Here is a 14,200-nt window from a genome sequence, read left to right on the forward strand (position 1 = left end):
CCAACCCCTTTTTTGTTCCAACCCCACCCGTGCGCGCAAACACGGGTGGGGGGAAGACCCACCCAGGCCGCCCGGGGGCGTGTTGGGCCGTCCCCCCCCCGGGCGGGAGGCCCGCGGGCCGGGCGGGCCGGGCGCGGGCGGTCGTACCGTCCCGGCGGTCGCGGTCAGCGTTTCCTGAGCTCGGTCTTGAGGACCTTGCCGCTCGCGTTGCGCGGGAGCGCGGGGAGGAACTCCACCTCCCGGGGGACCTTGTAGTTGGCCATCTCGCGGCGGGACCAGGCGATCAGGTCGTCGGCGGTGAGGGTGGAGCCGGGGCGGCGGACCGCGTACGCCTTGCCGACCTCGCCGAGCCGCGGGTCGGGGATGCCGACGACCGCGACGTCGGCGATGTCGGGGTGCAGGCCGAGGAGTTGTTCGATCTCGGCGGGGTAGGCGTTGAACCCGCCGACGATGAACATGTCCTTGATCCGGTCGGTGATGCGCAGGTTGCCCGCCGTGTCGAGGACGCCGACGTCGCCGGTGCGCAGCCACCCGTCGGGGGTGATGGCGGCGGCCGTGCCCTCGGGGTCCTCGAAGTAGCCGCACATGACGTGGTGGCCGCGCACCCGGACCTCGCCGGGCGTGCCGGCGGGGAGGGCGGTGCCGTCGGGGCCGGTGACGCGCACCTCGGTGCCGGGGATGGCCCGCCCGGAGGTGGCGGCGACGGTCTCGGCCGGGTCGTCGCGGCGGCACATGGTGACGATGCCGCCGGCCTCGGAGAGCCCGTAGGCGGTGAGGACGGTGGCGATGCGCAGTTCGGCGCGGAGCCGTTCGACGAGCTGGAGGGGGACGACGGCGGCGCCGGTGACGACCAGGCGCAGGGCGGACAGGTCGTGGTGGTCGCGCTGGGGGTGGTCGAGGAGGGACTGGTGGAGGGTGGGCGGGCCGGGGAGTACGGAGATCCGTTCGGCGGCGATGTTGGCGAGGACGGTGTCGACGCCGAAGACGGGCTGGGGGACCATCGTGGCGCCGCGCATCAGGCAGGCGATGATCCCGGCCTTGTAGCCGAAGGTGTGGAAGAAGGGGTTCACGATGAGGTAGCGGTCGCCCTCGCGCAGTCCGGCGAGCTCGCTCCACACGGCGTAGCAGCGCAGGGTCTGGGCGTGGGTGATGACGGCGCCCTTGGGGCTGCCGGTGGTGCCGGAGGTGAAGATGATGTCGGAGGGGCTGTCGGGGCGTATGGCGTCGGCGCGTTCGCGGACGGCCCGGGCGGGTACCGCGTCGCCGCCGGTGAGGAAGTCCTTCCAGGTGCGGAAGGACTCGGGGGCGTCGTCGGCGAGGACGACCGCGTGCTGGAGGCGGGGCAGGCCGGGGAGGGGTCCGGTGCCGGGGCCTTCGGCGGTGGCGCGGCGCAGGGAGGCGACGTAGGAGGTGCCGAGGAAGGTGCCGGTGACGAACAGCAGGCGGGCCCGGCTGCGGCGCAGGACGTACGCGGCTTCGGCGCCCTTGAAGCGGGTGTTGAGGGGGACGAGCACCGCGCCCGCGGAGACGGCGCCGAGCGCGGAGACGATCCACTCGAGGGTGTTGGGCGCCCAGACGGCGACCCGGTCCCCCGGCTCGACGCCGGCGGCGAGGCAGGCCGCGGCGGCCCGTTCGACGCGGGTGCCGAGCTCGGCGTAGGTGATGCGGGTCCGTCCGTCGACGACGGCTTCGCAGGTCGCGTACCGCTCGGCGGCGTCCCGCACGAGGGCGGCGACGGTGCCCCAGCGCAGGTCGCCCCGGGGGTCGGGGCTCGCGGTTCCGGTGGCCGGGGCCGTGGGGCCGGTGCCCGGTCCGGAGCCGTGTTCGATGCCGTTCGCGCCCGCGCCCTCGTACATCCGCCCGCCCTCCCTGGATCCCAGTAGCTGACTATCCGTCAGATTAGCTGTAGCCTTCGCGGCTGTCAGTACTGGTGCACCCGGAGGTGGCGATGGCGGCAACGCTCAAGGACGCTACGGCAATCGTCGGAATCGGCCAGACCGCCTTCGCCAAACGGCTGCCGCAGTCCGAGAAGGAACTGGCCTGCCGGGCCGTCCTCGCGGCCCTCGCCGACGCGGGCATCGCACCCGCCGAGGTCGACGCCTTCGCCTCCTACACGATGGAGGAGACCGACGAGGTCGAGGTCGCCAAGGCCATCGGCGCCGGCGACGTCACCTTCTTCTCCAAGGTCGGCTACGGCGGCGGCGGTTCCTGCGCCACCGTCGGCCACCTCGCCGCCGCCATAGCCACCGGCCAGGCCACCGTCGGCGTCGCCTGGCGCTCCCGCAAACGCGGCAGCGGCCCCAGACCCTGGAAGAACACCGCCGTCCAGCTGCCCACCCCCGGCCAGTGGACCCGCCCCTTCGGACTGCTGCGCCCGGCCGACGAGATCGGCATGCTGGCGCGCCGCTACATGCACGAGTACGGGGCCACCCGCGACCACCTCTTCAACGTCGCCATGGCCTGCCGCAACCGGGCCAACGAGAACCCCGCCGCGATGATGTACGAACGCCCGCTGACCCGCGAGATGTACATGACCTCCCGCATGATCAGCGACCCCCTCTGCCTCTTCGACAACTGCCTGGAGACGGACGGGGCGCTCGCCTGCGTGATCGTCTCCGCCGAGCGCGCCCGGGACTGCCGGCAGAAGCCGGTCTACGTGCACTCCGCCGCCCAGGGCCTGCCCGCCCAGCACCACGGGATGGTCAACTACTGGAACGACGACCCGTTGTCCGGCCCCGCCTGGACCGCCGCCCGCCACCTGTGGAAGCAGGCCGACTTCGGCCCGGCCGACGTGGACGTCGCCCAGATCTACGACGCCTTCACCCCCCTGATCCCGCTCTCCCTGGAGGGCTACGGCTTCTGCGGGCGCGGCGAGGGCGCCGCCTTCACCGAGGGCGGGGCCCTGGAGACCGGCGGCCGGCTGCCGATCAACACCGGCGGCGGCGGGCTGAGCGAGGCCTACGTCCACGGCTTCAACCTGATCACCGAGGGCGTCAAGCAGCTGCGCGGCACCTCCACCGCGCAGGTGCCGGACGCCGCCACCTGCCTGGTGACGGCGGGCGAGGGCGTCCCGACGTCCGCGATCCTGCTGCGCGCGTGAGGAACCGACGATGACCACTGCCGAAGAGTCCCCCGCCGAAGAGTCCCTCCTGCTGCCCGTCCCCGACGAGGACGGCGCCCCCTTCTGGGAGTACGCCGCCCGGGGCGAACTCCGCGTCCAGGCCTGCACGGCCTGCGGCCGGCTGCGTTTCCCGCCCCGGCCCTGCTGCCCGCACTGCCAGTCCTTCGACGGCGAGTGGCGTCCGATGAGCGGCCGGGGCCGGATCTGGTCCTACGTACGGCCGCACCCGCCGCTGCTGCCCGCGTACGCCGCGCAGGCCCCGTACAACGTCATCCTCGTGGAGCTGGCGGACGCGCCGGGGATCCGGCTGGCCGGGAACCTGGTCGCCTCGGCCGACGCCCCGCTGAACTCCGTGGACCCGGCCCGGCTGCGCATCGGCGCCCGGGTGCAGGTGGTCTTCACCGAGACCGGCGGGATGAGCGTGCCGCGCTGGATCCTGGAGAAGGCGTGACCCTGCGCGTGGAGCGGGACGGGGCCGCCGGGGTCGCGGTCGTCACCCTGGACCGGGAGCGCCGGCACAACGCGATCGACCTGGAGACGGCCGCCGCACTGGCCCGGGTGTGGCGGGAGCTGCGCTTCGACGGGGAGGTGCGGGCGGTGGTGCTGACCGGTGCGGGCACCGCCGCCTTCTGCACGGGGATCGACCGGTCCGTGGAGGTACCGCAGCCGCAGTCCCCGTACTCGGCCGACGACCCGCTGATCGCGATCGGGCCGAAGGCCAACGACCTGTGGAAGCCGGTGATCGCCGCCGTCAACGGCATGGCCTGCGGCGGGGCGTTCTACCTGCTGGGCGAGGCGGAGTTCATCGTCTCCTCCACGAGCGCCACCTACTTCGACCCGCACACCTCGTACGGGATGGTCAGCGCCTACGAGGCCGTGTACATGGCGCAGCGGATGCCCTTCGGCGAAGCGGCCCGGATGTCCCTGATGGGCACGGCGGAACGCCTCTCCGCGCGGCGGGCGTACGAGATCGGGCTGGTCTCGGAGCTGGCGGAGCCCGGTGAGCTGCTCGAGGCGGCGCTGCGCTCGGCGCGGACCCTCGCCGGGTTCCCGGCGGAGGGCGTCCAGGGCACCGTGCGGGCCCTGTGGTCGGCGAAGCGGGCCGCGCTCCAGCAGGCCCTGGACCAGGCGCCGGCGCTGATCGCGCTGGGGAACCTGCCGCCGGAGCGGCAGGCGGAGCTGTTCGCGCGGCGGGGGCCGGGGACGGGGTTCCGGCTGCGCTGAGGGGCGGGCGTGGGGCGGCGAGCGGGAGCCCCGGCCGGTCGGCCGGCTCCGGGAGCGGGCCGCCCGACGTGTCGGCATTCACCACCCGACACCCGGAACGCCCTCCTCCGCTCTCTGCGCCACCAGCGAAGGCGTCCCCCTGCCCGCGCTCCGCCGACGGAATCCGTGGTTGCATCCCGAGCACCGAACCCGGCGGCGAACCGCACCCTTCCGCGTCCCTTCGGTGGCCACACGGACCACCACGAGGAGCACGGCGACCAGTGCGCACCATCTCCACCATCTCCACCGAGATCGTCATCGACGCCAGCCCCCGGGAGGTATGGGCGGTCCTCGCCGACTTCCCCCGCTACCGCACCTGGAACCCGTACATCCGGGAGGCCGCCGGAGAGCCCGTGCCCGGGACACGGCTGACCCTGCGGACGTACCCGCGGCCGGGAAGGCCGACGGCCTCCCGGCCGACCGTGCTGGTCGCCGTCCCCGGCAGGGAGCTGCGATGGCTCGGGCACTTCCTCGTGCGCGGCCTCCTCGACGGCGAGCACTTCCTGCGCCTGGCCGAGGGCCCGGGCCGCACCACCCGGCTGGAACACGGGGAGCGCTTCCGCGGCCTGCTGGTCCCCTTGCTCGGCAAGCTGCTGGAGGGCACGGCCCGCGACCTCACCGCGATGAACGACGCCCTGCGCGCCCGCGCGGAATCGCCGCGCACCACGTCCTGACCCGCCCGGCGTGCGGCTCCCAGGCCGCGGACGTAGCGTCGGGATCATGACCGACCGCTACCTCGGAGGGACGGGCATGATCCGCAACGCAGTCGGCTCGCTCATGGCCCTGATCGGGGCGATCGCCGCCGTCTGGAGCACTTTCCGTGCCTGGTACGACGGCCGTCCCGGACGGGACTACCGCATCGAGGAGCTCTTCTCCGGCTCCGGCATCACCGACGACGGGGCCGCGCTGTTCGGCTCGCGGCTGCTGCCCTACGTGTGCGCGGCGGTGCTCGCGCTGCTGGCGGTCGTACGGCGCTCGCGGCTGCTGATGACGGTCGCCGGGGTCGTCGTCCTCGGCTTCGCGGTGCTCTGGACGGTCCGGCAGGGCCAGGCGGCCGGGGGCCTGTCGGTGGGCGTCGAGGGCACGGGCCTCGGCGACGGGGTGGCCAACGCCTTCGGCGCGGGCGCCCTGCTCCTGCTCGCGGCGGCGGTCATGCGCGGCCGCCCCCGGCGCCGCCGCCGCGACCTGCCGCGCGACACGACGTCCCCGTACCCGGAGCCGGAGGAGCACTGAAACGGCGGCGGCCCCGCACCCCGGGAGGGGAGGGGGCCGACCGGCACGGGGGTCGATCAGGCGGCGGCGACGACGCCGGAGGCGGCGATCTCGATCTTGCCGCGGGTGGCGCCCGAGGGGGTGCCCAGCTTCTCGATCGCGTCGACCACGTCCTGGCCCTCGACGACCTCGCCGAAGACGACGTGCTTGCCGTCGAGCCACGGGGTGACGACGGTGGTGATGAAGAACTGCGAGCCGTTGGTGTTGCGGCCGGCGTTCGCCATCGACAGCAGGTACGGGCGGTCGTGCTTCAGGTCGAAGTTCTCGTCCTCGAACTTCGCGCCGTAGATGCTCTTGCCACCGGTGCCGTTCTGGTTGGTGAAGTCACCGCCCTGAAGCATGAACTGCGGGATGACGCGGTGGAACGGGGAGCCCGCGTAGCCGAAGCCGTGCTGGCCGGTGGCGAGCTCGCGGAAGTTCTGGGCGGTCTTCGGGACGACCTTGTCGAAGAGGCTGAAGACGATGCGGCCGGCGGGGGCGCCGTCGATGTTGATGTCGAAGTAAACGTTGCTCATGGGTCCCATCCTGTCACTCCCGGTGCGGAACGCGACCCGAGGGTCCACCGACGGCCCTCGTGGCGCGTCGCCGCCCCGCTCGGACGACGTACGGACATATGCCATCGGAGGCGCGGTCTTCCCGGCGGGGCGCCTGCGGGCCCCCGCCGGGAGGCGGAGGGCTTGGTTCGCGTCAGGCGCCCGTGCGGGTGCCCGTGCCCTTGGCGGCGTCCAGGGCGTAGACGCAGCGGTCCTTGCTGCAGGCGTAGACCACGCCCGCCTCCGCCACCGGGGCGCCGGTGATCTCGCCGCCCGTGGCCAGCTTCCAGCGGAGCTGGCCGCCCGCCGCGTCCAGGGTGTAGAGGCAGTGGTCGGCGGAGCCGAAGTGGACCCGGCCGTCCGCGACCACTGGGGGGCCGGTGATCTCGCCGCCCGCCGCGAACCGCCACTTCGGGGTGCCGGTGACCGCGTCCAGCGTGTACAGGGCGCTGCCCGCGCCCAGGTGGACGCTGCCGCCCGCCACCAGGACCGGGTCCGCCGCCGGGCGCGGCTCGGTGGCGATGCGCCAGCGGTCCTTGCCGGTGGCCGCGTCCAGGGCGTACACGGTGCCCAGGTAGTCGGCGAGGTAGACGCCGCCGCCCGTGACCGCCGGCCCCGGCGCGAACGCGGGCGGGGCCAGGAAGACCGCGGGGGCCTCGAAGTGCCAGCGGACCCGGCCCGAGGCCTGGTCGACGGAGAGCACGCGGGTGCCGGCCGCGACGTAGACGTTGCCGTCGGGGGCGGGGGTGACGCGGACCGGGACGTTGCCGCAGGAGGCCGCGTCGCCGACCGGGTACGACCAGGCCTCCTGGCCGGAGCGGGCGTCCAGCGCGCGGAGCCGGGCGTCCTGCCACACGTAGACGGTGCCCTCGTGGAGGACGGGGGCCGCCTCCGGGGTCTCGAAGTCGGACTGGGCGCCGCTCAGCTCCCACAGCTTCTGGCCGTTGGACGCCTCCCAGCCCTGGACGCCGCCGCCGCGCGTGGCGGTGATGACGGTGCCCCGCTCGGCGCGCAGCGCGTACACCCAGGCGTCGGCGTTCAGCCGCCACCGCTCGGAGCCGTCCTTGGCGTCGAGGGCGAAGAGGGAGGGGCCGTCGGAGGCGTGGATGCGGCCGTCGGCGACGGCCATGGACCAGGCGACGTCCCGGGTCTTGAACTGGCGCCGGCCGCTGCCGACGTCCAGGGCGTGCACCTCGAAGGAGGTCACGTACAGCAGGTCGCCCGCGACGGTCGGGGTGCCCCAGACCTCGTTGGACATGCGGAAGCGCCACGGCCGCCAGCGGCCGCTGTCCGGGGACGGCCCGGGAGCCGGCACGGACGGGGTGGCCGGCGGGGCCGCGGCGGACGCGGGGACGCCGGCCGGCGGGCGCACCCAGCCCGTCGCCGAGTCCGCGGCGGCGTGCCCCGCCGGGGCGGAGGCCGTCGCGCGCGGCCCGGGCCCGATCGGCACGGGCGAACCGCCGAGCAGCACCGGCATGCCGGGCATCGAGGACACCGGCACCGGGGCGGGCCCGGGCACCGGGGGCGGGGTCAGCGGCGGCCGGTCCGGGGGCGGGGTCAGCGGCGGCCGGTCCGGGCGCGGCGGCGCGGCCTGCCCGGTACGCGGGTCCGCCCACGGTTCGGCGGCGCCGCGCGGGGGCCGGCGGTGCGTGGGGCCGGCGGGCGGCGCCGGGGAGGCCACGGGGGGCGGGGTGGTCCCCGTACGGTTGCCCGCGCGGCGGGCCTCGATCATCGCGACGGCCCGCTCCGGCAGCCACGCGGAGGCCGTCCCGCTGTCGTCGCCGCCGTCGAACAGGTGCGGGGCGAGCTGCGCCTGGAGGTCGGCGGGGGTCGGGCGCTGCGTGGCGTCCATCTGCATGCAGGAGTCGATCAGCGGCCGCAGCTCGTCCGGCAGCCCCTCCAGGTTGGGGCCCTCGCGCAGCAGCATGAACACCGTCTCGACCGGGTTCGCACCGTGGTACGGCGGGTGCCCGGTCGCGGCGAAGACGAGGGTCGAGCCGAGCGAGAAGACGTCGCTGGCGCCCTTGACGCTGCGCGAGTCCTTCGCCTGCTCGGGCGACATGTAGGCCGGGGTGCCGACGGCGACGTTCGTCATCGTCAGCCGGGTGTTGGACACGCCGCTCGCGATGCCGAAGTCGATCACGCGGGGGCCGTCCTCGACGACGAGGACGTTGGACGGCTTCAGGTCGCGGTGGACCAGCCCCGCGCCGTGGATGGACTGCAGGGCCTCGGCGATGCCGGCCGCGAGCCACCGTACGGCCTGGGCGGGCATGGGCCCGCACTCGTTGACGATCTCCTCCAGCGAGGGCGCCGGGACGTACGCGGTCGCCAGCCACGGCACGGCCGCCCGCGGGTCGGCGTCGACGACGGCCGCCGTGTAGAAGCCGGAGACGGCGCGCGCCGCCTCCACCTCCCTGGTGAACCGCACCCGGAACAGCTGGTCCTCGGCGAGCTCGGTCCGCACCGTCTTGATCGCGACCCGGCGTCCGGACGCCGACCGTGCGAGATAGACCAGCCCCATGCCGCCGGCGCCGAGCCGTCCCAGCACCTCGAAGGGGCCGATCCGTCTCGGGTCGTGCTGCGTCAGCTGCTCCACCACTCGCCTCCACTACCTCCCCGTACGGGCCCCTGCCGGACCCGCTTCCACCCGTGCGCGCCTGCCAGCGGCCCGCGCACGGGTACGACCCGATTCTGTCAGGCCCGCGCCTGGTCCGGCCCCGGCTCCGGGTGCGCGTTCGCGGGCGGCTCAGACAGGAGCGCGAAGACGGCCCCCTGATTGTCCGCGACGACCGCGATGCGCCCGTACGGCGTGTCGAACGGATCGGCGGTGACGCGCCCGCCGAGCCGCTGCACGGTGGCGACGGCGCGGTCGCAGTCGGGGACGGCGAAGTAGACGAGGAAGTGCGCCGGCATGATCTCCGGGAAGGCGTCGGTGATCAGGCTGCGCCCGAGGACGGCGGTGTCGGGGCCGGGCGCGCTGCCGGGCGGGGACCAGAGGCGGTACTCGACGCCGGTCCCGGAGTCGTCCTGGTCCTGCGGGACGTAGCCGAAGACGTTGGCGTAGAAGACGTCGACGGCGTCGCGGGCGCGCGTGTAGACCTCCGCCCAGCAGTACGTGTTCGGCTCGTCCTGGGCGTCGAAGCCGTGGTGGGTGCCGGGCTGCCAGAGGCCGAAGACGGCCCCGCCGGGGTCGGCGGCCATCGCGGCGGTGCCGTAGGGGCCGACGGGCTGCGGGTCCATCACCATCTGGCCGCCCGCGGCGCGGATGCGGGCCGCGCAGGCGTAGGCGTCGGAGGTGTACAGGTAGACGCCCCAGACGGTGGGCATGCGGCCGTCCGGCTTGGGGGCGAGGGCGGCCACGTTGCGGCCGCTGCTGTAGGCCTGGGTGTAGTGGCCGTACTCGGCGCCGGCGCTGCCGGCGAAGGTCCACCCGAAGAGCTCGCCGTAGAAGCGCTTGCCCGCCTCGACGTCCGGGAGCGAGGCGTCGACCCAGCAGGGCGAGCCTTCCGCGAATGCGGCTGCGGCCATGGGGCGGGTTCCTTCCGTCGTACGGGGCGTGCGGGTGGGGTGACTTGGGTCGGCCCGTCCGGACAGCGGGTGTTTTATACCTATGAGCCATGGTCGTCCCGAAAACTTGTCCACAGCCTGTTGATAAGACTATTCGGGGGATACCGCCCGGTACGGAGGGGGTCCCCCGGGCGCCCCGGCCCCGCGGGGCGCCGTGGGCGGAGCGGCCGGAATCCGCCGCCCGACGCCGCGCACGGACGCTCCCGGGCTGGTCGGCGGCCGCGTAACCCCATTTGCAGGCGGCCGAATAGCGCGCCGATCCCCCCTCGGTAAGCTGACGGCATGACAGGACAAGTACGCACCGTCGACGGGCGTGTCGCCGGCCGGCGCGGCCAGGCGACGCGGCAGAAGCTGCTCGACTGCCTCAGCGAGATGCTCAGCTCCTCGCCGTACCGCGACGTCAAGGTGATCGACGTCGCGCGCAAGGCCGGCACCTCCCCCGCGACCTTCTACCAGTACTTCCCGGACGTCGAGGGTGCCGTCCTGGAGATCGCCGAGCACATGGCCACGGAGGGCGCGCAGTTGACGGCGCTCGTCGAGGGCCGCAACTGGGTCGGCAAGGCCGGCTGGGCCGCCGCCGAGGAACTCGTCGAGGGGTTCCTGGAGTTCTGGCGGCGCAACGACGCGATCCTGCGGGTCGTCGACCTCGGCGCCGCCGAGGGCGACAAGCGGTTCTACAAGATCCGCATGAAGATCCTGAACTCCGTCACCAACTCCCTCACGGAGTCGATGAAGGAGCTCCAGGCCAAGGGCAAGGTCGACAAGGACCTCAGCCCGGCGGCGATGGCCGGTTCGCTCGTCGCGATGCTGGCCGCGGTCGCCTCGCACCAGAAGGGCTTCCAGACCTGGGGCGTCAAGCAGGCCGAGCTCAAGCCGAACCTCGCCCTGCTCGTCCACCTGGGCATCACCGGCAAGAAGCCGACCAGGTGACGGCGGACCCCCTGGAGGGTCCGCCGCCCGCTTCCCCCCGCCGCCGCGCGGCCACGTCGGGGCGCCCTGCCGGGCCGCCCGTGATCAGCGCCGCTCCAGGCGGAACAGCCTGATCTCGCGCTCGATGCGCGCCTGGTACGTCGCGTACGGCGGCCAGAACCCCAGCACCGCCTGCCACGCCGCCGCCCGCTCGGCCCCCTCCAGCAGCCGGGCCCGTACGGCGATGTCCTGCCCCTGCCAGCTCACGTCCGCGTCCGGGTGCTTGAGCAGGTTCCCGGTCCAGGCCGGGTGACCGGGGCGGCCGAAGTTGGAGCCGATCAGCAGCCAGCTCGCGCCTCCGTCCTCCGGCATGCACGCGAGCGGTGTGGTGCGCGGCTCACCCGTCCTCGCACCCTTGGCGGTGAGCACCAGCCCCGGCAGCATCCGGGCGCTGAGCAGCACCTTTCCCCGGGTCAGCCGGTGCACGGCCTTGTCCAGGGCGGGGATGAAGCGGGGCGCGATGCTGGCGAAGAGGAGGGTCGAGGAGACCTTCTGCATCAGCTTGACGCCGGGAGCCATCAGACGGCCGCCCTCTCCGGGGTCACGGACGGTTCGAAGAGGCCCGCGTGGTGCGCGGCGTGCGCGCGGAGGCGGTGGACGGGACCGAAGAGCAGCTCGTCGGCGGCCGCCCGCTTGAAGTAGAGGTGGGCGTCGTGCTCCCAGGTGAAGCCGATGCCCCCGTGCAGCTGGATCGCCTCACCGGCGGTGGTGCGCAGCGCCTCCAGCGCCTGCGCGAGGGCGAGGCCGCCCTGGTCCGGGTCCCAGGCGGCGTAGTAGGCGGCCGAGCGCGCCGCCTGGACCTGTACGTAGAGGTCGGCGAGGCGGTGCTTGACCGCCTGGAAGGAGCCGACGGCCCGGCCGAACTGCTCGCGCTGGCGTACGTACTCCACGGTGCGCGACAGCGCCCGGTCGGCCGCCCCGACCGCCTCGGCGGCGAGGACGGCGGCCGCCCCCCGGCCGACGGCGGCGAGGGCGGGGAGCACGCCGGCGCCGGCCTCGGCACCCAGCAACTCCGCCGACGCGTCCCGTAGTTGGATGCGGCCCTGCGGGCGGGTCTCGTCGAGGGCGGTCTGCCGGTCGCGTACGAGGCCGGGCGCGCCCTCCCGTACGAGGAACAGCAGGATCCGGCTCCGGGCGAAGCCGCCGGTGTGCGCGGCGACGACGAGCAGGCCGGCGCTGTGCCCGTCGAGCACCTGCGGCACCTCCCCGTACAGCCGCCAGCCGTCCTCGGCGCGGCGCGCCTGCACCCCGCCGGCGCGGCCCCCGCCCGCCCAGTCGCCCGGGGTGTTGTCACAGGTCAGGGCGAGGGCGGCGGCCAGGGCGGGGCCGGGCACGGCGAGGGCGGCCGTCAGCTCCCCGGCGGCCAGCGGCGGCAGCAGGGCGGAGCGCTGCCCGGAGGTGCCGAGGGCGGCGACCAGCGGGGCGGCGAGGACGGCGGTGGCCAGCAGCGGCGAGGGCAGCAGCACCCGCCCGGTCTCCTCGCAGGCCAGCGCGAGGTCCCCCGGGGGACAGCCGACGCCGCCGTACTCCTCGGCGACGGCGAGGCCGGGCAGCCCGAGCCGGCGGGAGAGCTCCTGCCACAGCTCGCGGTCGTGCCCCGCGGCGGTCCGGACGGCGGCTTTGACCTCGTCCGGCCCGCAGCGCTTGCCCAGGACCTCGCGCAGGGTACGGCGCATCTCGTCCTGCTCCGCGGTGAAGGCGGCATCCATCGTCGGGCTCCTCCCGGGGGCACCTCCCAGCGGTAGCTGGGGACATTTCTGACGGGGCGTCATGTTAGGGCGGCGGCGGTGAGAAGCCCAGGGGGCGGAGCGGGCGTTTGCGGGCGGTGGGATCCGGACTCGACGCGGGCCGGGTTCAGGGGACCCCGGGTCGGCGGCCCCGACCCGGCGGCCCCGACCCGGCGGCCCCGACCCGGCGGGCTCCGGCACCCGGCCGCACCCCGGCGCCTGGCCGGGCGCCCCGGGCCGACCGCGGACCCGACCCCGGGGCCGACCCCCGGGCCGCCACCTCGGTCTAGCATCTGACGCTTCGTCAGCTGTACCGTCCGTCCATGCCTGGACCCCTGTCTGCACCCGTGCCCCCCTCCCCGTCCCGCCGCCGGGTCGCGGTGGTCGGCGTCGCCCTCTCGGACTGTGGCCGGGTGAACGGCCCGACCCCCTACGCCCTGCACGCGCAGGCCGCGCGCCGCGCCCTCGCCGACTCCGGCCTCGACCGTTCCGTCATCGACGGCTTCGCCTCGGCGGGGCTCGGCGTCCTCGCCCCGGTCGAGGTGGCCGAGTACCTCGGGCTGCGGCCCACCTGGGTCGACTCGACCTCCGTCGGCGGCTCCACATGGGAGGTCATGGCGGCCCACGCCGCCGACGCCATCGCCGCCGGCCATGCCAACGCCGTCCTGCTGGTCTACGGCTCCACGGCCCGCGCCGACATCAAGGCCCGCCGCCGCACCTCGAACCTGTCGTTCGGGGCGCGGGGGCCGCTGCAGTTCGAGGTGCCGTACGGACACACACTGGTCGCGAAGTACGCAATGGCGGCCCGCCGCCACATGCACGAGTACGGGACCACCCTCGAGCAACTGGCCTCGGTGGCCGTCCAGGCCCGCGCGAACGCGGCGACGAACCCCGACGCGATGTTCCGGGACCCCATCACGGTGGAGGACGTCCTCTCGTCGGACCCGATCGCGGACCCCTTCACCAAGCTCCACTGCTGCATCCGCTCGGACGGCGGCTGCGCGGTCCTGCTGGCGGCGGAGGACTACGTCCCCGACACCGCCAAGGCCCCGGCCTGGGTCCTGGGCACGGGCACGTCCGTCTCCCACACCACCATGTCGCAGTGGGAGGACTTCACCGTCTCCCCGGCGGCCGTCTCGGGCCGCCGGGCCTTCGCCGACGCGGGCCTCACCCCGGCGGACGTGGACCTCGCCGAGATCTACGACGCCTTCACGTACATGACCCTGGTGACGCTGGAGGACCTCGGCTTCTGCGCCAAGGGCGAAGGCGGAGCCTTCGTCGACAAGGGCCGCCTGCTCCGCGACGGCGAACTCCCGGTCAACACCGACGGCGGCGGCCTCTCCGCCTGCCACCCGGGCATGCGGGGCCTCTTCCTCCTGGTCGAAGCCGTCCGCCAACTCCGCGGCGAAGCGGGCCCGGGCCAGGTCACGAAGCCCGGCGGCCGTCTGCCGGAGGTGGCCCTGGCGTCGGGCACGGGAGGCTGGTTCTGCTCATCGGGAACGGTGCTCCTGGGGCGGGGGTAGCGGCCGCCCGCATCAACCCGGGCGGCATCACAGCCGGTTTGGGGGTTTCCCGTCAGTCCCATCGTCCTTCCGTGGCGTGCCGGCCCGTCAAGGGCGCTCCTTCGTCGCGTCGCTTCGCGATGGCCTTCGCCACCCTTGACCGACCGACCCGCCCCGGAAAGACAAGGACTGCCGGGAACCCCCCAAAAGAACGGTCACGGGGCAGGAATGGAGGGACCCCCGTGT

Annotated in this window: 13 protein-coding genes; 7 read left to right on the top strand and 6 right to left on the bottom strand. The window is 74.5% G+C overall.

Annotated features, from left to right (window positions below):
• Positions 1–164: 164 nt before the first annotated feature.
• Complete coding sequence (locus ACZ4WZ_RS14000) at positions 165–1,856, bottom strand: FadD3 family acyl-CoA ligase (protein ID WP_467889443.1); 1,692 nt, start codon at positions 1,854–1,856, stop codon at positions 165–167.
• 92 nt (positions 1,857–1,948) lie between these two features.
• Here ACZ4WZ_RS14000 and ACZ4WZ_RS14005 point away from each other — a divergent pair, with 92 nt between their 5' ends.
• The 5 genes from ACZ4WZ_RS14005 (at position 1,949) to ACZ4WZ_RS14025 (ending at position 5,617) form a co-directional block, all read left to right on the top strand.
• A complete protein-coding gene (locus tag ACZ4WZ_RS14005) occupies positions 1,949–3,100 on the top strand; it encodes a lipid-transfer protein (RefSeq protein ID WP_467889446.1) in 1,152 nt (383 codons plus the stop codon).
• A gap of 10 nt (positions 3,101–3,110) precedes the next feature.
• Positions 3,111–3,572, top strand: a complete 462-nt coding sequence (locus ACZ4WZ_RS14010) for a Zn-ribbon domain-containing OB-fold protein (protein ID WP_467889449.1) — start codon at positions 3,111–3,113, stop codon at positions 3,570–3,572.
• On the top strand, positions 3,569–4,345 hold the full coding sequence (locus ACZ4WZ_RS14015; protein ID WP_467889451.1) for an enoyl-CoA hydratase/isomerase family protein: 777 nt from the start codon (positions 3,569–3,571) through the stop codon (positions 4,343–4,345). The genes ACZ4WZ_RS14010 and ACZ4WZ_RS14015 overlap by 4 nt, the downstream gene beginning before the upstream one ends.
• Before the next feature lie 260 nt (positions 4,346–4,605).
• Entirely contained in the window at positions 4,606–5,058 is a 453-nt protein-coding gene (locus ACZ4WZ_RS14020) for an SRPBCC family protein (RefSeq protein WP_467889454.1), read from the top strand.
• A 46-nt stretch (positions 5,059–5,104) separates the two neighbouring features.
• The gene (locus tag ACZ4WZ_RS14025) at positions 5,105–5,617 is read left to right on the top strand and encodes a hypothetical protein (RefSeq protein WP_467889456.1); all 513 of its coding nucleotides are present in this window, start codon (positions 5,105–5,107) and stop codon (positions 5,615–5,617) included.
• Positions 5,618–5,673: 56 nt separating this feature from the next.
• Here the strand turns inward: ACZ4WZ_RS14025 and ACZ4WZ_RS14030 are convergent, their stop codons facing one another.
• From ACZ4WZ_RS14030 to ACZ4WZ_RS14040, 3 genes are all read right to left on the bottom strand, one after another.
• Positions 5,674–6,171, bottom strand: coding sequence for a peptidylprolyl isomerase (locus ACZ4WZ_RS14030; protein ID WP_467889459.1), 498 nt, complete (start codon positions 6,169–6,171; stop codon positions 5,674–5,676).
• Between the two features lie 172 nt (positions 6,172–6,343).
• Positions 6,344–8,788 carry a protein serine/threonine kinase AfsK gene (gene afsK, locus ACZ4WZ_RS14035; protein WP_467889462.1) on the bottom strand — a complete coding sequence of 815 codons (2,445 nt, stop codon included), beginning with the start codon at positions 8,786–8,788 and terminating at the stop codon, positions 6,344–6,346.
• Positions 8,789–8,883: 95 nt separating this feature from the next.
• On the bottom strand, positions 8,884–9,717 hold the full coding sequence (locus ACZ4WZ_RS14040) for a VOC family protein (RefSeq protein WP_467889465.1): 834 nt from the start codon (positions 9,715–9,717) through the stop codon (positions 8,884–8,886).
• A gap of 321 nt (positions 9,718–10,038) precedes the next feature.
• On the opposite strand from ACZ4WZ_RS14040, the gene ACZ4WZ_RS14045 reads away from it, so the two are divergent.
• Positions 10,039–10,686 carry a TetR family transcriptional regulator gene (locus tag ACZ4WZ_RS14045; protein WP_388943060.1) on the top strand — a complete coding sequence of 216 codons (648 nt, stop codon included), beginning with the start codon at positions 10,039–10,041 and terminating at the stop codon, positions 10,684–10,686.
• An 84-nt stretch (positions 10,687–10,770) separates the two neighbouring features.
• Here the strand turns inward: ACZ4WZ_RS14045 and ACZ4WZ_RS14050 are convergent, their stop codons facing one another.
• Both ACZ4WZ_RS14050 and ACZ4WZ_RS14055 read right to left on the bottom strand, forming a co-directional pair.
• Complete coding sequence (locus ACZ4WZ_RS14050; RefSeq protein ID WP_467889469.1) at positions 10,771–11,244, bottom strand: nitroreductase family deazaflavin-dependent oxidoreductase; 474 nt, start codon at positions 11,242–11,244, stop codon at positions 10,771–10,773.
• Entirely contained in the window at positions 11,244–12,434 is a 1,191-nt protein-coding gene (locus ACZ4WZ_RS14055) for an acyl-CoA dehydrogenase family protein (RefSeq protein WP_467889471.1), read from the bottom strand. The genes ACZ4WZ_RS14050 and ACZ4WZ_RS14055 overlap by 1 nt, the downstream gene beginning before the upstream one ends.
• Positions 12,435–12,775: 341 nt before the next feature.
• Here ACZ4WZ_RS14055 and ACZ4WZ_RS14060 point away from each other — a divergent pair, with 341 nt between their 5' ends.
• The gene (locus ACZ4WZ_RS14060; protein WP_467889474.1) at positions 12,776–13,975 is read left to right on the top strand and encodes a thiolase C-terminal domain-containing protein; all 1,200 of its coding nucleotides are present in this window, start codon (positions 12,776–12,778) and stop codon (positions 13,973–13,975) included.
• Positions 13,976–14,200: the final 225 nt, after the last annotated feature.

Source organism: Streptomyces sp. NPDC029122, from assembly GCF_055569445.1.